This window comes from Deinococcus alpinitundrae, assembly GCF_009982895.1.
Lineage (GTDB): Bacteria > Deinococcota > Deinococci > Deinococcales > Deinococcaceae > Deinococcus > Deinococcus alpinitundrae.
The window spans coordinates 1-19,169 of the sequence record NZ_WXZL01000009.1 but is presented as its reverse complement, the minus strand read 5'-3'; the positions used below and the strand labels follow the sequence as shown (position 1 = coordinate 19,169).

The window sequence follows — 19,169 nt, the reverse complement described above, 5'->3', positions numbered from 1 at the left end:
ACAAAACCTTGTTTGCGTGCTGGGCCTGCCTGACTCTTCGGCAGGCCCGCTTTGTCATGATTGCTGCCCCTTGGCCACGCTCCCCATGCTCTACTTCCACGAATGCAACCTCTGGCCCGACTCGTGACCCGCCGTCCCTGGCTGGTGCTGGCGATCTGGGGGGTGCTGGCGCTGTTGTGTGCTGTGCCTGCCACCCTCGCGCCCGCCCGCCTGACCGCCGACCCCGGCGCACTGACCGACTCTGAGAGCGGCCGGGTCACGGCGTTGCTGGCTGAGCGCTTCGGCGAACGCGATTCCAACACCGTGCTGCTGGTGACGCAAAGCGTCCGGCCACTCACTGAGCCGGGGGCGGCCCGGCAGTACGCCGCCTTCATTACGGGCCTCAGGGCGGTGACGGGCGTGACGCGGGTGCTGCCTTACGACTCCCAGACGGCGGTGAAAGCCAGTAGCGAGGGCGACACCCTGGCCCTGACCCTGGCCCAGATTCCGCTGTTCGAGGGCGCGACGCCTGCGCTGAACCGGGTGCGCGGCTATGTCCAGACCCAAAAGACGCCCGGCTTCGACATACGCGTGACCGGTGGACAGGCCATCGCCGCCGACTTCACCGAATTTGCCGAGGGCGACACCAAGCGCAGCGAACTGACTGCCCTGCCGCTGACCGGGTTGGTGCTGCTGTTCGTGTTCGGAGCGTTGATCGCCGCCGGGTTGCCGCTGCTCATCAGCGTGCTGAGCATCACCGCAGCGATGGCGGGCCTCTACCTGCTCACCTTCCTGATTCCGACCAGCACCTTCGCGCAGAGCATCATCACGCTGCTGTCGCTCGGCGCGGGCATCGACTACGCCCTGCTGATGGTCAACCGCTTCCGCGAGGAGCTGAAAGGTGAGGGCGGCAGTGAGCGGGCCGCTTACCGCACGGTGCTGACTGCCGGGCGCAGCGTGGCCTTCAGCGGCGTCACGGTGGCGATGGCGATGGCGGCTCTGCTGCTGCCGCCGATTCCCTTCGTGCGCAGCCTGGGCATTGGCGGGGTGCTGGCGGTGCTGTTCACGGTGCTGAGCAGTCTCACAGCCCTGCCCGCCCTGCTGACCTTGCTGGGCGAGAAAGTCAACTGGCCGCATCTGGCCTTCCGCGGACTGCGAGCGCTGGAGTTCGGGCAGTCGGCCCGCGAGAGTGCCCTGTGGACGGCGCTGGCCCGCCGGGTCACGGCCCGCCCGGTGTTGCCGGTGGTGGTCAGCGTGCTGCTGCTGGTTACGCTGGCGTTGCCCGCCCGCAACATGCACATCGGCTACGCGGGAGCCTGGGGACTGGTGGAAGGCGTGGAATCGCGTGACGCGCTGGCCGCCGTGCGCGACCTCGGCGCGGGTGGACTGCTTTCGCAGTTCGAGGTGATTCTCGATTTGAAGGGCCAGAAGTACAGCCCAACCGACCGCGCCACCTTCCAGCGAACGGTGGCGCGGATGCGGGCGCTGCCGGGCGTGCAGGCGGTCATCAGCCCATTTGTGAATGCCGAATTGCTGCGCGGCGGCGGCTCACTGAACGATCTGGCCGCCCTGACGCGCCGCAGCTTCAGCGCCGATAGGACGCTGCTGAGATTCACGGTGGTACCGAGCGGCTACCTGCGTGCCGACCAGATCGACCCGTTCGAGACCCGGCTGCGTGCTGCGCTCGACGCCTCACCCTATGCGTATCAGCTCGGCGGCGCACCGGTCGGTGAGCGCGAGTTCAGCAAGGCGATTACCAGTTCGATTCCCACTGCCGTCGCTGCCGTGTTCGCGGGTACCTTCCTGCTGCTGATGGTCGCCTTTCGCAGCCTGTTCATTCCGCTCAAGAGCATCGTCATGAACAGCCTGACGGTGCTGGCCGCCTACGGGGTGGTTACGCTGGTCGTGCAGGAAGGCTACGGCGCGGCACTGCTGGGCGTACCCCAGGACGTGGGAGTCCTCGACGCCAGCTTACCGCTGCTACTCTTCGCGGTGCTGTTCGGGCTGAGCATGGATTACGAGATTTTCCTGCTCTCGCGGGTGCAGGAAGAGCACCTGCGCGGCCACGACAACCGGGAAGCGGTGGTGCTGGCGGTCGGGCGCACGGCCCGGATCATCACCAGCGCTGCCGTCATCATGTTCATCGTCTTCGTGGCCTTCACCTTCGGGCGGGTAGTCGCCAACAAGAGCATCGGGCTGGGGCTGGCGGTGGCGGTGGCTTTAGATGCCACCCTGGTGAGGCTGGTGCTGGTGCCGGGGCTGCTGCAACTCGCCGGAAAGTGGAACTGGTGGCTGCCCGGCTGGCTGGAGAGGTGGCTGCCGAGAGTGGAACTGGAGCATTGAGCTTTTTCGGCAGCTACGGGCTCACTTCGAAGCCCAGTTCCCGCAGCGCTTCCTCGGCCACCTGCTGATCCTGCGCCGAGCTGCCACCCGAAATGCCGATGCCGCCGATGACCTGTCCCCCCTCGAAGATGGGATACCCACCACCCAGCGCCGTCATGCGTGGGTGGCTGTTGAGGGGCGTGACCTCCGGACTTCGCACGATCTCGTTCCAGACGTGGGTGGCGCGGCCAAACGAGGCGGCGGTCCAGGCTTTGTTGGTGGCCACCTCCGCCACCAGAAACGGCGCGTCGTCGGCCCGCTCGAAGGCCCGCAGGTGCCCGCCGGTGTCGGTGACGGCAATCGCCATGCCCACGCCCAGGCGCTCGGCAGCGGCACGGGCCGCAGTGATCAGCGCGAGTGCTCCCTCGCAGGAGATGTTGGGCGTAGAGACCGAACGTGCTGGAGTATTGGTCATGTCAAACCTCCTGAAGGTGTTAGGGGCCGTGCTTCAGCGAACCGCTGTTCCCCCGGCCACCTTCTCGCTGAACTGATCGCGCAACTCGCGCTTGAGGAACTTGCCGGTGGCCCCGATCGGAATGGCCTCGACCACTTCGTAGGCGTCGGGCAGCCACCACTTGGCGAATTTGGGAGCCAGAAACTCGGTCAGCTCGGCGTGGCTGGGCTGCGGTGCGCCGGGGCGCAGCACCAGCACCGCCAGTGGGCGCTCGTCCCACTTGGGGTCGGGCATGGCAATCACGGCAGCTTGCAACACGGTGGGGTGGGCCATCAAAGCGTTTTCCAGGTCCACGCTGCTGATCCACTCGCCGCCCGACTTGATCAGGTCCTTGGCCCGGTCCTGAATGTGCATGAAGCCGCGGGCGTCCAGCGTGGCGATGTCGCCGGTGTCGAACCACTGCTGGCCGCCGATATCCAGAAAATTGCTCTGGCCGGTCCCCTTGAAATAGCTCCCGGCGATCCATGGGCCGCGCGCGATCAAGCGGCCCATGGTCTTGCCGTCGTGCGGCAGCAACTCGCCGTCGTCGGAAAGCAGTTCGAGCTGCACGGTGGGCACGGCGACGCCCTGCTTGGCCGCCAGCGTGAAGCCCTCGTCGCTGCCAAAACCCACGTCTGGCGGCAGCACGCTGACGGTGCCCAGCGGGTGCGTCTCGGTCATGCCCCAGGCCTGCGCCAGCTTGAGCTGGTGGCGCTCCCAGAAGGCCCGAATCAGGGCTTCCGGGGCCGCCGAGCCACCCACCACTAGGCGCTCCAGCGGCAACCGGTACGGCGCTCCGGCTTCCCTGGCCCGGTCCAACTCGGCCAGCAGGCCCATCCAGATGGTCGGCACGCCCGCCGTGATGGTCACCTGCTCGTCTTGCATCAGCTTGGCCAACGTCGGCCCATCCGAGAAGGCCCCGGCAAACACCAGCTTCGCGCCGTAGAGTGAGCAGGTGTAGGGTAGTCCCCAGGCATTGACGTGAAACATTGGCACGATCGGCAGCACGGCGTCACTCTGGCCCACGTTCAGCGCGTCTTTGGGCGCGGAGGCCAGGCTGTGCAGGATGGTTGAGCGGTGCGAGTAGGTCACGGCCTTGGGGTTGCCGGTGGTTCCGGAGGTGTAGCACATGCCTGCCGCGTCGGTTTCCTGGATCTCGGGGTAGCGGGTCTGCGGCTCATGCTGCATGATCCAGGTGTCGTAGTCGTCCACGCCCTCAATGGGAACAGGCAGCGGTCCCAGTACCACGATCTTCTTCACGCTGGGGCAGCCCGCCTGGATGGTGGGAATCATGCCCGCGAACAGGTTCTCGATCAGGAGCACCTGATCCTCGGCGTCGTTGATGATCCAGCAGACCTGATCGGGGTGCAGGCGGATGTTGACGGTGTGCAGCACGCCGCCCATGCTCGGCACGCCCAGGTAGGCTTCGAGGTGGCGGTAGGAATTGACCGCCAGCGTGGCGACCCGCGCACCCGGCTGTACGCCCGCCGCCGTCAGTGCACGGGCCAGCCGCAGGGCGCGCCCGGCCACCTCGCCGTAGGTGGTGCGGTGTGTCTGGGCCACCGGCTGGCCCTGCTCATTCTTGCCCGCCACCAGGCTGACGATCTCGCGCTCGGCGAAGAAATTCCGGGCGCGCTCGACGATCTCAGGAATCAGCAGCGGAACATCCATCATGGTGCTTTTCATGTCGGGTCTCCTGGAAAACGGCGGTAACGCCGGGGACATCAAGAAAGGCTGGAGCAGATCATGTCGAAGCGGCTCGGAATTGTGCGTGCCCGCAGTCTAGCGGAGTCCAGCGCTGAATTCGGGGCCGTGCTGGCAGCCGTGCCGAGTGCACACAAGGAGGTGTGGGAGTTGTGTCAGCGCTCACATGACACCCTCAAGTATGTTCGTCTCCGAGCGCTCGCTGGCGGTCCTGCTCAGTGGGCTGGCGCTCGTCTGCGGCGGCTGGGCGCTGTGGCCCGCGCTGGAGCCGTTGCCGCGTCTGCCTACCGTCAGCCATACGGCCCTACCCGCGCCCACCACCGTTGCTGACCCTGCACCGGTTTACGCCACCACCGCGAGCATCAAACCGTTGATTTCCGGTCGGCTCGACCTCAACACCGCCTCGGAAGAACAGCTCGAAGCGCTTCCTAGCATCGGCCCGGCGCTGGCCGCCCGCCTGATCGCCGCCCGGCCCTACCGCACCCTGGCCGACCTCGATGCGGTGCGCGGGGTGGGGCCGGTGCTGCTGGCCAAACTCACGCCGCTGGTCAGGTTCTAGTGGCGCTGGGCTGGCACACAGGCACTGGAGAAGTTCTGGCCCCGGCTGACCCGTTAGTCCCCGCCACCTGGCACGCGCCCGCTTATCCGGTACCTGCCGCGCTGGCCGTCATCGGCGGCGTGCTGCTGGGCTTCGGAGCCGCTGGCTCGGGGACTGTTTGGGGAGCGGGCGTGCTGCTGCTGGCGCTGGTGCTGAGCTGGCCTGCCGGGAAGGGCTGGCTGCTGGCCGCCTGTCTGCTGCTGGCAGCGCTGGGCTTCGTGCGCGAGCGGCAGCGGCAGAGTGCTCCCGACCCGCTCGCCAGTTGGGTGGGCGCGCAGGTCACCTTGCAGGGCGACTGGGATGGTCAGGTGCTGCACCTGAAAAGCCCGGCGGCGGCGGTGGCCCTCGCGCCCAAACCGCAGGGTTCAGCCGGAGAGATGAGCGTCAGCGGGCGGCTGGTGCGCCCCGACGGGCGGCGCATCCCCGGCGGCTTCGATGACGCCTTCTGGCTGCGGGTGCAGGGGGTGCGCGAGGTGCTGGTGGCCGCCGACGTGAAGCATCTGATCCCGGAAGCCGGGGTGCGCGGCTGGTTTCGGAGCGGGCTGAGCGTCAACCTTGCGGCGCGTCAATCGGCCCTGCTGCGGGCCGTGGAGTTGGGCGAGCGCAACGACATCTCGCAGGAGCAGTTCGCCAGCGGCCTGAATGTCCGTGACGCTTTCACGCGCTCTGGGCTGGCGCACCTGATGGCCCTCAGCGGCCAGAACGTGGCGCTGCTGGTGGGTGTCCTGACCTGGCTGCTCTCGCGGCTGTTGCCGCTACGCCTCACCCACCTGCGTTACCCCATCATGCTGGCGGCGCTGGCGGGCTTTCTGTGGTTGGTCGGTCCGTCCCCGAGCATCACCCGCGCCGTGTTGATGGGCGCGCTGGTCCTGCTCTCACTGTGGCTGGGACGCGGCAAGCTCGACGTGTACGGGGTGCTGGGTCTGGCGGCCATCGCCAGCTTGCTGTATCAGCCGGGCTGGCTCTTCGACGGGGGCTTTCAGCTCAGCTTCCTGGCGGTGCTGGGCCTGACCCTCTCCTCTAAGGTGGCGGCCCTGCTGCCGGAAAAATGGCCGCTGTGGCTACGGCTGGCGCTGGTGGTCACGCCCTGCGCCGAACTGGCGACCCTGCCGGTCGTGCTGAGTACCTTCGGGCAATTGCCGCTGCTGAGCTTGCCCGCCAATCTGGCCGCCGCTGCCCTTATGTCGGTGCTGGTGCCGCTGGGCTACCTGGCCGGCGTGCTGGGACCGCTGGCCGGGGCCGTCAACTGGCTGCTCGGGCCGTTGGCAAGTGCCTTGCTGCGGCTGGTCGAACTGTTCGGCCAGGGTCCGCTGCTGACCTGGGGCGTCATCAGTCCGGCGGGGTTTGCCGTCTATGGGGTCTTTGCCGCCGCGCTGGTCCTGACACTCTACCGGCGGCTGCCGCTGTGGGTGCTGCCGCTCACCGCGCTGCTGGGCGCGTCGGCCACCGCCCTGCCGTCGGTGCTGAGGCCGCCCAACGAGATCGTCTACCTCGATGTCGGCCAGGGCGACAGCTCGCTGATTCGCACCCCGCAGCTGACCATGCTGATGCTCATCCCGTTGCCTTAAACGCCCTTCTTGCCGTGCAGCACGTCAACTTCCAGGCGTTGCACCCCTTCCGGCGTGACGTGGATGCGGGCAGACCAGGTGGCGAGGGCGGCGCGGCGGTCCTCGAAGGCTTCCAGGGTGGGGAGATAGTCGCGCATGGCGTTGGCCAGCTCGCTCATGTCCGGTAGGGCCTGGGGTGGTCTGGGCTGACTGTCTCGCTGGAGCTGCTCGATTTCATGGGTCAGCGGAGCCAGGGCGGCAGCCACCACTTCGTCCGGCAGGTTGTGGGTGACAGCGCGGGTCACGATCTGGGTCTGTTGCACGCGGATCTCAGCGATGCGCTGGGTGTGGTCCGGGGTGGTGACCGGCTCGCGTGTCACGGCGGAGGCGAGGAAGGCGGGGTCTTGCATGGCGGTGACGAAGAGGGTCCAGGCCTGTTCGTCGATCACCGCTGTCTTGTGCATGGTTCGATGGGTGCAGCGCTCAAGGCGGTTCACTTCAAGCACGAGGCTGCTCGTGGTGGCGGTGGCGCAGAGGTAGTAGGTGTACTCGCGGCGCTGGGCGTTGGTGTTGGTGGAGACCCGCATGCTGCGCTTGCACACGCCGCAGCGCAGGTGACCGGCAAACAGAGCGGGGCGCGTTGTGCGGGAGACGCGGTGGTTCCGGCGGCCCTGCACGACCTTCTGGATGTGTGCCCACTCCTCAGCGCTGATCAGGGCTGGGAAGGTCACGACTGCCAGGCGGCCATCCGGTCCCGTGAACACCCGGCGTCCGGTATACGCTTCGTTCTTCAAGACGTAGCGGATAATCCCCGCTTGCCAGTTGCTCTTGCCCTTGCTGCTCGGAATACCCTCGCGGGTCAGGGCGTACGCGAGCGGCGCGGTGCCGATGCCGCTCAGTGCGTCCTGATAGATCCGCCTGACGACGGCGGCCTGCTCTGGATTGACTTCCAGCGTGGTGCTCTTGCCGCGCTCGTCGCGCAGGATGCGGTAGCCGTAAGGCGCGTTGCCCTGCGGCCAGCGGTTGGTCACGGCCTTGTCGTACTTGCCCTTGCTGAGACGCTCGACGGTATCAGCATGGTCATTTTCTGCCTCAGCAGCGTCCCTCAGGAAGTAGCGCCAGTTCCTGCGGTCTCGAAGACTGCCGAGACCGGCAATGTGGACGGTGCCGCCCAGGTCGTGGATGGTGCGCGCGATCCCGACAGTGACCTCGACATGCCGCCCGACCCGGTTGGGGTGGCTGAACATGAAGTTCAGGCCGGGGTGACGGCGGGCCAGGGCGTAGTACTCGTTCTCGGCAGCGCGGTCGTGGTCGGTACCGCTGATGGCCTCCTCGACCCAGTGACAGACGGTGAGGCCGATGCGCTCGGCTTCGCGGGTGATGTCGTCACGCTGCCTGGCTGGGCCGTAGCGGTCCGCTTGAGCATCAGTGCTGACGCGCACGCCCCCGACCAGCGAGGTCTGCGGGTGAGGGATCGACAGTGGGAGAGGGGAGGTCATGGAGATATTCTTACAGTCACCTGTCAACATTGTCTTGTTATGAGATTGAGCTGTTTGGAGCGCTGTGCCGGGTGGTGCGGGTGGGTGCAGCCCGGAGTGACATCGAGCACCCGGACGGCTACGAGATGGGAGAGAGCAATGAGCGGTTGCTGGTATGCCGGGGGTTGGTGATGCATGGAGGATGACAGTCAAGAAATCCCCTGGCGTTTCCTTGGCGTGTGGGACTTGGCCCTGAGACTGCTTGCGGTTGCGTCTGATGTGCCCTGCACCCGCAGACGCCTGGAATTTCTGGCGTCAAGGCAACGGCCGCTCTCCAGTGACGAGAGGACTTCGCTTAATGCGGTGGATGCTCTTCTCGCCCGAGTGCTTGTCGCACGAGCTGGGAGGACGGGGGGAGTGCGGGCGTATGTCATCACACCAGCTGGGAAGAGCTTCAGGGAGAAGTTGCGCTCAGACGAGGCTCTGGAGACAGGAGGGGAGTGAGGGATGCCAGCGAGAGGAACGTCTCGTGTTCTGCCTGGCTCGGTGACACACCAGATCCTGGCCGTGGCCTCAGCACTGCCGCGTCATTGGTTTGAGCTCGAAGAGCTGGCCAATCGCCGGGGGCTACCGTTGTGTGACAAGGCCACGATCACGACGGCCCTCAAACTGCTGGCCAACCATGGCCTTCTGAAGCGGCATGAAGGGACGCAGGACGGGAACGTTCAGCTGTATACCCTGACGCCTGAAGGGGAAAGATTACTCGACGAGTTGCACTCGTAGTTTAGTAAATCTTAAACTGTATTCGATTCATTAAATGTCAAGAGATTCTGATTTGCCGTCAAGATATTGCAATCGGACCTTCTGAAATCGACATCATTTGTTATGAAAAAGAGTCTCTTTTGTTGAACTAAATCCAGTAGAAAAATGTCGTTTACGTCAATTGAATTACTGGAAATCTTTTCAAGAGTAAGGTTTAACTAATTACTTGACAGTAATAACTTGAGGTTGAGGAGATTTTGAATCACCAAACTTAGAGTTGTTGTTGCCGAGATTACCGTAAGTGTATTCATATCCGCCGGAAGCGCGCCAGCGGGTACACCGGCTGCACCCTGCCGGACGTGACGGCAGGCAAGCTCTACCGGGTGGCGACCGAGGGTAACGTCAAGGCCGGCAGCGTCACCTTCTACCGCGCCAGTGGCGGCGTGCGGCCCATCTACTTGAGGCTGCCGTGAAGCGCCTCGCCACGATCCGCCGCTGAGGGAGGCCCTGTGACCCCAATTGAGATCAACCAGGCTGAGCCCCGCGACATTGTCCTCAACGTCAGCGGTGCCACCCTGAACACTGAGGCTTGCAAGGCCCGTGCCGAGTTCCGGGAGAGTGTGGCCAAAGCGGCGGCGGGCGTGCTCACGACTGCGGACAGCGGCATCACGGTCACGTCCACTGCCGTCACGCTGCACCTCACCTACAACTGGCTACGGCGGCTGGACGTGTCTCCCTTCCAGCAGGGCGGCAAGGGAACGGGGCCGATCTTGCTCAACACCACGGTGGTGGTGGACGACGGCGTGAGCAGCTTCGCCCAGCCCCTCAGCATCAACCTGACCCTGAGCAACACACGGGGCGTGCTGTGAGCGTGCAAGTCACCGTCCAGGTGCAGCCACGCCCGCCCGTGCAGGTTGGGGTGAGCGCCTCGGCGAGGCCGCCCGTGAGCATCGCCGTGACCGCCACCCCCCCGTCCGCACCAACCGACTGGACCCTGAGCCAGTGGTAAGCCAACAGGAGTCCAAATGAGCGCATTGCAGTTCTTCCAGGTCATCAGCCTGCCCGGCACGCTCCAGGCAAACAGCTTTTATTTCGTTCTGAACGGCAGCTACAGCGAGTCCTACCTCACCAATGCGAGCGGCGTGGCCAAGGCGATTGGCAACAGCGCCATGATCAACGCGCTGATCGATGCCAAGCTCACTGCCGCCTCGACGCTCCAGCACGTTGCCACCATCGCGGCCCGCAACACGGCGGCGAGCGCGGCGACGGCCAACACCCTCTACCTGGTGACCGACGCCACCAGCGACAGCAGTGTTTCTAGCGGCGCGGCCCTGTACTTCTACGACAAGGCGGCGAACACCCAGACCAAGATCGCCGAGTACGAGAGCATGGACGTGGTGCTCCAGTGGTCGAATCTCCAGGGCAAGCCCAACAGCACGGCGGCCGCCCTTGACGCAGCTGTGGGGGCGTCCCACACCCACGCCAACAAGGTGACGCTGGATAAGCTGGGCGACAGCAGCGGCAAGCTCAGCTACAACGGCACGGTGGTCGGCGGTGGGGACCGGGCCGCCACGGACTGGTAATGGCCCCGGTCCTGCAGAGCAAAGTGGTGTCCGCACTGCCGACACCACTCACGGCGGACACGGTGTATTACGTGCGGGTCGGGACGGGGTTCGACATCTACGTGACCAACCACAGCGGCACCGTGGTCGCCTCACCACTTAACCCACCGACCCCACTCGACCCGGACGGCTACCCGTACCCGCCGAATAGCGCCTCGCTCAACATCGTCACGGCGGCAGGCGCAACCCAGAACAGTCTCGGCCCCGGCACGACCACTGCTGGAACGGTGACGAGTGGCACGATTGCGGCCACCAACTACCGCACGTCCCTGCTTCGTCAGCAGGCTGTTTCGGCCCTCACTGCCGGATCACCAGCGGGTCCACGCGGCGCATCACTTCAATACTGGCGGGGAAACGCGTCAGGACTCGGTGGCTTCGATGTGATGATCCGCTGCGCCCTGACGGTCCTCACGGGTCATCAGGTGCAGATCGGATTGGCCACGCTCGACATCAGTGCCGACCCCAGCACCCTCGGAAGCTCCATCTGTCTCGCTGCCGACGCCACCGATGTCAACTTGCAGTGGCTCACCAGGGACGGCACGACTGCCAACAAGGTGGATACGGGCATTCCGAAAACCACGACCAACGTGCTGCGGGTACGATTTGTGGCCGCTGCCAACGGCTCCAGCGTAGCTGCACGGCTCTACGACGAGAGCGCCGGGGCGCTGCTCAGCACCGCCGCCCTCAGCACCAATCTCCCAGCCAGCACGAGTTTCATGACGATCATCGCCAAGGCCCGCAACGGAGCCACAACGACGGCGGCCCAACTCGATTTCCTGCGTTGGGTCGGCGCAGGGGGAAGCTAATGGACGGTCTCTATCATGTCAGTTGGGCACTCGACGCTGCACTGCCGCAGAAAATCGCCAACCAGCGGGCGGATCTCCTCACCGCCGCCAACCTGGGCCTGAACCTGATGGCCGTCTCTCACCTGGGCGATCTCAAGGCCACCGGGCGGCTGCTCGATCTGGCCGCTTCGCGGGGCATGATGCTCATCATCGAGGATCTGTCACCTACCGAGGCCAAGTCGCTCAGCGTCAAGCCGGCCTTCCTGGCCCACGCCGTGATGGACGATGCCAACCGCAAGACGGTCGAGCAGGTTCAGGCAGCGTGCACGGCTTCGACGGTGATGCCCCGCTACGCGTCCATCGGCCCTGGCTTCGCGGACGACTGCGCGCGCTACTACGGGCTGCCTGATGGCATGGGCGTGCAGAGTTACACCTACCCCGACGAGTCGCTGGCGACCTCGCTGAGCATCTGGCAGACGGCCCGCCGAAATGCGGACGCTGCTGGGGTGCGCCTCATCGCCAACACTCAGCTTCATGACGCCTACGGCGGCGCACCATCAGCCGAGTGGATCCGCGCCCAGACCTGGGTGGCAGCAGCGGCGGGCTGTGACGACATTCTGGGCTACACCATGCTCGATCAGGGCGGGGCGCTCTCCAAGCCGCTCCTGACGGCCTTCGCTGCTGCCTGTGCAGAAGTGCGGAGCCTGACCTCGGGCCGCGCCACCTGCACCGTGACCAACGATCAACTGACCGCGACCTGGCCCGCTGGCGTGAGCGTCGTTATCGACCTCTCGAAAGGCCGGGTGCTCAGCCTCAAGCGCCGCAAGGAGAAATCATGAAAAACAATTGTCTTGCCGCAATCGTTTTGAGCTTGCTGCTCTCCGCCTGCGCTCCCCAGATCACGCACACCAGCCCCCCGGTTGTGGTGCCTGCCTCGGTGCCTGCCCCTCCCAGCGGGCCACAGATTGCCGACTCTGACCTCGTGTCGGTGGTGCTTGACGGCGCAACGGCACTCATCACCATCAAGCCCGGCATGGCTCTGGCGGTGGTGCGGTTGCGCCTGGCGGACGGCAGCTACAGCGTGGTCCTGAACGATGAGGCGGGGTTCCTGATTTCCGGCACCCTGCCCACTGTCAGAGCGCCGCTCTTGCCCGGCGTGGTGGTGGAAGTGGCCCCGAGTCTCGGCGCTGACTTCCTGTCGCTGATCGTGGTGCCGCCCGTGACATTCGGTGGGCCGGAGCAGCTCTGGCGGAAGTAAACGCCACAAGTCCGCAAGTCAACGCCGTGTCGTAGTCGCAGCTTCTTGAGGAGAACAATAAAAAGTCCCCACCCGGAGGTGGGGCCAGCGTTTGAGCCTTTACATGCTGGTGATCGGGGTGGGCTGGTGCAGTTCGTAGCGCTGAGGCAACTTGGTTTCCAGACTGCGCTCGTAGGTGTCGGTATCCTGCGGCAGGTACACGAAATGCTCGGCGCGGCTCCAGCCTTTGGTAAACGTCCAAGTCTGATTCATCTTGGGCGAGGCAGTTGTAAAGCTGACGCTGACCGGTTCAGCGGCGTACACCACCCGGTCATGGGTGATCAGCGCCAAGTCTTCGCCGTCTTCCAGTTTGCCGTTGCTGTTTTTGTCTTGCCAGATGGCCCAGTGCAGCAGCAGGACCTGGGCTGAGGTGTTGCTGAACTTGAGGTTCGTCGCATCGGTCGGCACTAGGGCGCTGACCTCCCCAGTTTTGCCTGCCTCTTTGCCCTGCCACTTGCTGGGATCGACAGTGGTGACTGTCTGTCCCGCTGCCACACTGGTCTGATAGAAGCTCTCGCCCGAATCACTGAGAAGGCTCAGGTAGACCGGGCTGCCACTGGATGCGGCGGGATGGCGCACTTCTGCGCCGGTCGGGAGTTCGGGGCGGGTGCCACTGGGCGAGGCGGTGCCCGCCGAGCAGGCACTCAGTAGTGAAGCGAGGAGCGCAACGGACGATAGGGCGTGGAGCGTCTTCATTTCTTGCCCCTAATGGACTGGCTGATCAGGCCGTTGGTGGGTTCGTGCATCCGGATCGGCAGGGCCTGTTCGGCTGCTGGCACGCTGTTCATGCTGACCAGGTACTTGCCGGGGGTGCTGCTTGGCTGCAAGACTTGGTGACGAATCAGCGTCCAGCCCTGTTTGCGGCTGCCAGACTCGGTGCTGTTGCCGTCAGGACTGACGAAGCTGTAGGTAAAGTTGCTGCTGGCAAAACTCACGAGGTCGTTGGTCATGTACTTTTCGGTGGTGGAGGTGGGGAAGTGCTGGCCGCCGTCAGTGTAAATCGAGAAATAGACGTTGCAGGTATTGACGGTGTTGGGCGTCACGCTGACCTGCGTGCGGTCTTTGGTCTCGCCGCCTACGAAGGGACTGCTGCACTTGGAATTTTGCAGGGCTGAGTCGAGGTTGTAGAGCGGGAGTTGGGCCGAGGTGATGGTTTCGCTAGAGCCGCTGTAACCCCCGTAGCTGAGTGGGTTTTGTTGCAGCAGCTTGAGGGTCTCGGAGCCGTCGTAATAGTAGGCGGCCAGCATCAAGTTCTGGGCGTCGGCGCGGCTGATGGCCGGAAACGTGAAGGTCAAGTTGACGTTGCTGTAGGACGGCGGCGGTACTGGTCTGGGGCAGGCCGTAAGCGAGGCGATGAGCCCCGCGCCGAGCGCCGACAGCTTCAGCGTATTCTTCTGTCGTTTATTTAATGGTGAATTCATATAGCTCTTAGATTAGCAACATTTTGCCGAGATAGTGAGGGTTGATCTGTTCTTCCGCCTCTGAGCCGTCGCGAGCCTATCCCAGCAGCCTGACGCCGCTCATCCAGCTTCGGCGCTGGCGAGTGCCCATGAACGGCTGGACCAGGCCGTCGCCGCTGCTTACGGCTGGGCGTGGCCGCTGCCCGAAGACGAGGTACTCTCGCGGCTGCTCGCTCTAAATCTGGAGCGAGCTGCAGAGCAAATGTTGCCTGCCTGAATGCAAGCTGAACGCCCCCGCCCTGGCCGATGCCGGGAGCGGGGGCTTTTTCGTTGTCAATGAGCATTTAGGACGACGTCGAGGTCAAGGCCTGTCTTGAATGCCGCCGCCGCTTGACCGCGTACATCCGCTCGTCGGCCAGGGCCAGCAACGCCTCTCCCACACCCTCACTGCTATACGCCACACCGACGCTGGCCCCGCGCAGCGCGCCGACCTGACGTGCAGCCAGCACCGCCGTGTCCACCGCCTCCAGGACAAGGTCCTCGTCGACGTGGCCCATCACGACGAACTCGTCGCCGCCCAGCCGGTACACCTCGCCCGCGTCGCCCAAGCTCACCTTGAGGGTTTTGGCGAACACCTGCAGGAGCTTGTCGCCCTGGGCATGCCCCTCCTGATCGTTGAGCGCCTTGAGGCCGTCGAGGTCCAGCCCAGCCAGCAGGAAGGGCATGCCCTCCTGTTCCCGCCGGAGCAGGTCTTCTTCCTGCGCCCGGCGGTTGAGCAACCCCGTCAGCTTGTCCTGCCGGGCTTCCTGATGGCTCAACTTGACTTCGAGCTTGCGGTTCAGGGCGCCGCGTACGCTGCGCCCTGCTGCTTCCAGCAGCACACGGTCACTGCCCCGCCAGCGCTGGACGGGGTTACTCGAGTGTCGAGAAGCCATCAGCAGGGACGTGACCCCAGATCGCCTCCCCAGCGGGAGCCACGCGACTTGCTGGATCCCGCCATCTACCACAGTCTTCAGGGCACCTGGATAAGCTGGATAATCGTCGACGTAGAGGGGCTGATCCAGCGCTCTGAGCCTCCAGGTGACGGAGTCGGGCCAGTGAGGCAACTGAGTCGGGAGATCACGGATCTCCCGTGGCAACTGGGGGTTGAGATGCGCGGCCTCCACCCGCAAGGCCTGGTCTTCAAAGATCAGCAGCGCGATGTGGTCAGCACTCAGCGCTTCACCCAGCAGGGCCGAAGCGTTGAGGGCCATCTCTTCGGGCGTCAGGTCCAGGTCGATCAGCTCAGCGATGCCCTCCAGCACCTGGGCATGATCCAGGCCGCGCTTCAAATCGGCGTTGCGGCGGGTCTGGGCATCGAGCTCACGGCTCAATTCCAGGGTGCGCGTCCGCAGCTCCAGTTCGCCCACCACCAGCGCGGCCAGATCCTGCAACACAGCGAGGTCGTCCGCTGTCAGCGGGTGCGGCTGGTGATCGGTGACGCAGAGCGTGCCGATGCGGTGGCCTGCCGGAGTGGTCAGGGGCGCGCCCGCGTACATGTGAATGTACGGCGCGCCCGTGACCATCGGGTTGTGGGCGAAGCGCGGATCGGTGTGGGCGTTCTCGATCACCATCGGCTCTGAGCCCAGAATGGTCCAGGCGCACACGGAGTCGCAGCGCGGCGCGGTGGTATCGCCCGGACCGCTGGCGGCCTTACTCCACTGGCGGTGCTGGTCCACGAAGTTGATAAAGGCCACCGGGGCGTTCAGCAGGCGAGCAGCCAGCCGGGTGATACGGTCATACGCCTCTTCCTGGGGCGTGTCGAGAATCTCGTACCGGGCCAGGTCTAGCAGGCGAGCGTACTCATCGGGTGGAAGTGGCGCGCCGGTCATGAACTGTAGCGTACACGTTCAAATCCTTCGGGAGTCTAACAACTGGCTGAAGGTCATTGCCAGGCTATCCTCAACGGACTCAACCACAGGGACGGCAATGAACTTAAGCGGTTGGGCTGCCTTCGGGCAAGTCCATCTCGACTCGGTACACCTCGTCTTCCTCTTCCGCGACCCATAGATCATCCGGACTGCGCGCCCAGAACAGCAGTCGACCAGCGTGCTCGCTGCAGGCACTGCGGGCCTGGCTAACCGTCTCGTACCACCCGAGGTCTTCCAGAAGCTCGCCGGTCTTCGCATCGATGAGCTGCGTGCGGGGCATGGGGAGAGGATGAGGCAAGCGAAAAGCCCCTGCCCTGGGCAAGTGCCAGGAGCAGGACTTCTTCTATTGCTCACCTGCTCATATCGTCTTCTGATTCAATCCCGTTCATGACTTGTCGCAAGAAGCGCCAAAAGTCACCATTTTTAAGCAAGGATGAATGCGCTGAACAGAATCACACCGTCGCTGCGTCCATGCTGAAGGGATGAACGCTCTCCTCGCGCGGACCCCCCAGAAGCACGCGGCGATGTCCCTGTCACTCAGTTGTCCCGCCCTGACCTCCACCCCGCACAACGACATCGGCAGCCTGCGCCGCGTGGCCGCGCAAGCCGACGGTGATTTCGCGGCCGGGCGACTGCTGCTCCTGACGCCCCTTGACGCCGCACACCTGACGACGCGGACCTCGATGACGGCCTGAAGACGATGCTCACTCCGGTTCAAGGTCATCTGCGCCGCGCTCTCTGGAAAGGCATCCGGTGGTTGAATCACGGGTTCAGCACCACCCGAGCACGGCAGTGCTGAAACGCCTGTTCGCGCTGCCCAGCAACAAGCGGCCCGTGGCCCTGCACGTCCTGGGGGAGAACAGTCCGCACATCACCTTGCGGGATCTGACGCACCACCTCGCGCTGATCGGGCCACGTGCCGAAACGCTGCGCGTGCAACAGCATCTTGCCGCCCAGATGCAGCTGCGCACGTTGCCCGTCACGTCCGTCTGCACGCCCGAAGACCCACAGCCACCCTTCACGCCGCCGACCCTGGCGCTGACGGCCAGTCGTGACCTGAGCGCCGATCAACTCGCCCAACCTGTGCGGCACTTCCTGGAACACCGCGCCACGTCCAGCGCCATCCCGACCAATCTGCTGCTCTACGGCCCCCATGTGCCGGTGCCCCTCTCCCATGACCTTACGGCCCTGATGCGGCTGTGGCGCAGTTGCGCGGTCTACACCTTCACGCCCGAACAGTTGCTCAGCATCCGGATGGCCCCGTACCGCTTGAAGCTCGACACCCTGTTCGCTTCCGCGTTGATCCTCCCGAATGCCCTGAGCGCTTATCAGACGGTCAGCGGCGTGCCGCTGGGTATCGTGCCTGCGGGTCACGCGGTCCTGATCGTTCGCGGCGGTGCTGGGCAGCACTTCTCGTGGCCATTGCACGGGCCAACCCCGTTCTGGGCGTCCGGCACTTGAGAGGCCTTCCTGTGTGATAGTTGTCCGGTGCCTTCAAAAATCAGCCCGTGGACTGACGCCTGAGCACCGGACCAAGCAGCAAGGCACTTCGCTCCCCTTCAACTGAGGGGATGGCGCAGCAGGCTGGGAAACAGGTTGATCCACAGATGATCGACGTGTTCCTGGCCCTGGCGACAACTTCGCTGGAAGAAGGGCGTTCGAGCGGTTGAAGGGTGTCACCACGCCTTCTCTCGATCGGCCAAGGATAAGACAAACGAGAATACTCCGCCCTGGCCGATGCCGGGAGCGGGGGCTTTTTGCGGTGAATGACTGGAAACTGTTTTTATTCCAGGCCCAAGACCGCTGTTACACTTCTCAAGATGAACCACCGAACGATTTTGCCGCTCCTGTGCCTGCTTCCCCTCCTCTCCTCCTGCCAGTCCACCAAAACGACACCCATCAATTTCAACACGGACCCTCAAATCCTTCGGGGTCACTGGACAGGGACCATCACTCTGAATGATGGTCAGACGAAGAACCTGGCCCTCGACCTCGTTCCAAACTATTACAGTGAACACGCGTACACCGTCGCAGGGACCGGTAACTTCGATGCTGTACCAGTAACGGTAGCAGGCGTGGCTTCTGCCCTCTCTGGTAAAAGGTTTATTCATCCACAAACGTCGCCAATTCTCTTTGACATCTCGCTGAATCTTACAGACGATCAGACAAGAGCCCTTATTGAATGCAGGGCATTTGAATCGACTGGACAGCTGTCTACGTGGAACTGTAGGTTTTCCTCACTCAAAATTAGCAGTTTCTTCAAACTGCAACAAAGCAAACTCTGAACGGCAGGGGCTTCAGCAAACACCCGCCGTCATCTGTCCCCAGGGCATCCGGCACCGGTAACGGCGGGCGTCAAGGTGGACAGTAAGCAGATCTGGCCGAAGTAAAACCCCACAAATCCGCAAGTCAAAGGCACCCTGCATCCGCTTCGGCGGTCGTGCAGGGGGCTTTTTAAAATGAGAAAATCCCGTCTGCCGGGATTAAATGTTTTATTAGGCTTTCATATTTGGAGAAGTTAAGTTCGATTGAGAGGCGAATGCAAATCGCATTTGGGCTTCAAAACTTCCTTCTCGGGTTAAATTTGATCTCAATAACGAGGCTAATATTCGCCACCCTGGCAAACTGAGTGAAGCAATTCTGTGAGCTAGGACAATATCATCGATTCGTGCAATGGCAGGATCATCAAAGCTGATAACGTTTGCGATTACATTCTCTGGGTCTCCAGGTAAGGGTGGCAAGTACATATATTGGACTTCTTTGAATCTCAAAAGGGTGTTCAACCTAGACTTTGTTAGATCTACCTCTTCTTTGTTTGTTGGCTTATAAATGGGGTGAACCTCATAGAGCAGTGCTTTTGACCTTTTGCGGCCTCGGACGGTATCACAGGTGGAGCTAACTACTACAAATTTTGCTCCACCTGTGATTCTTTCCCCCAACGAAAAAGCTGCTTCAGTATGGATGATATCTCCTTGAAGCAGCAAAAACATATCCTCTCGAGCTGGGTAGCAGCCAATCTCTACTGCCTCATCGAATGTGATAGGCCGTGTCACAAGGGCTCCGGCACTGTTCAGTAAGTCTGCGCGCGCCTGAGTATTCGGGAGTTTGGCAGCAAACTCAGTACCCGACAACTTCCGTTTAAGCCGCTCCTGGAGCTGAGAAAGAACTTATCAGCACTGTAAACAGCACGGCCAAGTCGTCTGGATCCCATCTCAGCGCGTTTCTGAGGCGCTCGGCACCGTAGCGCACCAGACTCATGGCTTTGCGGCCAT

At 63.5% G+C, this 19,169-nt stretch carries 21 protein-coding genes; 13 read left to right on the top strand and 8 right to left on the bottom strand.

The genetic code is table 11. The features are described 5' to 3' along the window. The first annotated feature begins 102 nt into the window (after positions 1–102). Positions 103–2,322, top strand: coding sequence for an MMPL family transporter (locus GUI70_RS10020; protein WP_161882181.1), 2,220 nt, complete (start codon positions 103–105; stop codon positions 2,320–2,322). Positions 2,323–2,335: 13 nt separating this feature from the next. Here GUI70_RS10020 and GUI70_RS10015 read toward each other — a convergent pair whose 3' ends face one another. Then, positions 2,336–2,776 carry a GlcG/HbpS family heme-binding protein gene (locus GUI70_RS10015; protein WP_161882180.1) on the bottom strand — a complete coding sequence of 147 codons (441 nt, stop codon included), beginning with the start codon at positions 2,774–2,776 and terminating at the stop codon, positions 2,336–2,338. A gap of 33 nt (positions 2,777–2,809) precedes the next feature. After that, entirely contained in the window at positions 2,810–4,480 is a 1,671-nt protein-coding gene (locus GUI70_RS10010; RefSeq protein WP_161882179.1) for a long-chain fatty acid--CoA ligase, read from the bottom strand. A gap of 184 nt (positions 4,481–4,664) precedes the next feature. Between GUI70_RS10010 and GUI70_RS10005 the strand changes: the two genes are divergently transcribed. Together GUI70_RS10005 and GUI70_RS10000 are read left to right on the top strand one after the other, a co-directional pair. Beyond that, positions 4,665–5,057 (top strand): ComEA family DNA-binding protein, encoded by a 393-nt coding sequence (locus tag GUI70_RS10005; protein WP_237724825.1) that lies wholly within the window; start codon positions 4,665–4,667, stop codon positions 5,055–5,057. Continuing rightward, the gene (locus tag GUI70_RS10000; RefSeq protein WP_237724824.1) at positions 5,057–6,664 is read left to right on the top strand and encodes a ComEC/Rec2 family competence protein; all 1,608 of its coding nucleotides are present in this window, start codon (positions 5,057–5,059) and stop codon (positions 6,662–6,664) included. The genes GUI70_RS10005 and GUI70_RS10000 overlap by 1 nt, the downstream gene beginning before the upstream one ends. On the opposite strand, the gene GUI70_RS09995 is transcribed toward GUI70_RS10000, so the two are convergent. Further along, positions 6,661–8,142, bottom strand: coding sequence for a recombinase family protein (locus GUI70_RS09995; RefSeq protein ID WP_161882178.1), 1,482 nt, complete (start codon positions 8,140–8,142; stop codon positions 6,661–6,663). The genes GUI70_RS10000 and GUI70_RS09995 overlap by 4 nt on opposite strands. Positions 8,143–8,667: 525 nt before the next feature. Between GUI70_RS09995 and GUI70_RS09990 the strand changes: the two genes are divergently transcribed. The 7 genes from GUI70_RS09990 to GUI70_RS09960 all read left to right on the top strand — a co-directional run bounded on the left by GUI70_RS09990 (position 8,668) and on the right by GUI70_RS09960 (position 12,548). After that, entirely contained in the window at positions 8,668–8,904 is a 237-nt protein-coding gene (locus GUI70_RS09990) for a helix-turn-helix transcriptional regulator (protein ID WP_161882177.1), read from the top strand. Positions 8,905–9,392: 488 nt separating this feature from the next. Then, the gene (locus GUI70_RS09985) at positions 9,393–9,752 is read left to right on the top strand and encodes a hypothetical protein (protein WP_161882176.1); all 360 of its coding nucleotides are present in this window, start codon (positions 9,393–9,395) and stop codon (positions 9,750–9,752) included. 2 nt (positions 9,753–9,754) lie between these two features. Continuing rightward, the gene (locus GUI70_RS09980) at positions 9,755–9,892 is read left to right on the top strand and encodes a hypothetical protein (protein ID WP_161882175.1); all 138 of its coding nucleotides are present in this window, start codon (positions 9,755–9,757) and stop codon (positions 9,890–9,892) included. A gap of 16 nt (positions 9,893–9,908) precedes the next feature. Then, a complete protein-coding gene (locus GUI70_RS09975) occupies positions 9,909–10,466 on the top strand; it encodes a hypothetical protein (protein WP_161882174.1) in 558 nt (185 codons plus the stop codon). Continuing rightward, positions 10,466–11,311, top strand: a complete 846-nt coding sequence (locus GUI70_RS09970) for a hypothetical protein (RefSeq protein WP_161882173.1) — start codon at positions 10,466–10,468, stop codon at positions 11,309–11,311. Before GUI70_RS09975 ends, GUI70_RS09970 begins: the two co-directional genes overlap by 1 nt. Then, entirely contained in the window at positions 11,311–12,129 is an 819-nt protein-coding gene (locus GUI70_RS09965; protein ID WP_161882172.1) for a hypothetical protein, read from the top strand. Before GUI70_RS09970 ends, GUI70_RS09965 begins: the two co-directional genes overlap by 1 nt. Continuing rightward, positions 12,126–12,548, top strand: a complete 423-nt coding sequence (locus tag GUI70_RS09960; RefSeq protein ID WP_161882171.1) for a hypothetical protein — start codon at positions 12,126–12,128, stop codon at positions 12,546–12,548. Before GUI70_RS09965 ends, GUI70_RS09960 begins: the two co-directional genes overlap by 4 nt. A gap of 99 nt (positions 12,549–12,647) precedes the next feature. Here GUI70_RS09960 and GUI70_RS09955 read toward each other — a convergent pair whose 3' ends face one another. The 4 genes from GUI70_RS09955 to GUI70_RS09940 all read right to left on the bottom strand — a co-directional run bounded on the left by GUI70_RS09955 (position 12,648) and on the right by GUI70_RS09940 (position 16,177). Further along, complete coding sequence (locus GUI70_RS09955; RefSeq protein WP_161882170.1) at positions 12,648–13,283, bottom strand: hypothetical protein; 636 nt, start codon at positions 13,281–13,283, stop codon at positions 12,648–12,650. Beyond that, a complete protein-coding gene (locus GUI70_RS09950) occupies positions 13,280–14,008 on the bottom strand; it encodes a hypothetical protein (RefSeq protein ID WP_161882169.1) in 729 nt (242 codons plus the stop codon). The genes GUI70_RS09955 and GUI70_RS09950 overlap by 4 nt, the downstream gene beginning before the upstream one ends. Before the next feature lie 323 nt (positions 14,009–14,331). Then, positions 14,332–15,858 (bottom strand): sensor domain-containing diguanylate cyclase, encoded by a 1,527-nt coding sequence (locus GUI70_RS09945; RefSeq protein ID WP_161882168.1) that lies wholly within the window; start codon positions 15,856–15,858, stop codon positions 14,332–14,334. A 103-nt stretch (positions 15,859–15,961) separates the two neighbouring features. Beyond that, positions 15,962–16,177, bottom strand: coding sequence for a hypothetical protein (locus GUI70_RS09940; RefSeq protein WP_161882167.1), 216 nt, complete (start codon positions 16,175–16,177; stop codon positions 15,962–15,964). A 202-nt stretch (positions 16,178–16,379) separates the two neighbouring features. On the opposite strand from GUI70_RS09940, the gene GUI70_RS09935 reads away from it, so the two are divergent. From GUI70_RS09935 to GUI70_RS09925, 3 genes are all read left to right on the top strand, one after another. Further along, positions 16,380–16,592, top strand: coding sequence for a hypothetical protein (locus tag GUI70_RS09935; protein ID WP_161882166.1), 213 nt, complete (start codon positions 16,380–16,382; stop codon positions 16,590–16,592). 58 nt (positions 16,593–16,650) lie between these two features. After that, complete coding sequence (locus tag GUI70_RS09930) at positions 16,651–17,358, top strand: hypothetical protein (protein ID WP_161882165.1); 708 nt, start codon at positions 16,651–16,653, stop codon at positions 17,356–17,358. A 359-nt stretch (positions 17,359–17,717) separates the two neighbouring features. After that, positions 17,718–18,182, top strand: a complete 465-nt coding sequence (locus GUI70_RS09925; RefSeq protein ID WP_161882164.1) for a hypothetical protein — start codon at positions 17,718–17,720, stop codon at positions 18,180–18,182. Between the two features lie 210 nt (positions 18,183–18,392). Here GUI70_RS09925 and GUI70_RS09920 read toward each other — a convergent pair whose 3' ends face one another. After that, complete coding sequence (locus GUI70_RS09920) at positions 18,393–18,950, bottom strand: hypothetical protein (RefSeq protein ID WP_161882163.1); 558 nt, start codon at positions 18,948–18,950, stop codon at positions 18,393–18,395. Positions 18,951–19,169 lie beyond the last annotated feature (219 nt).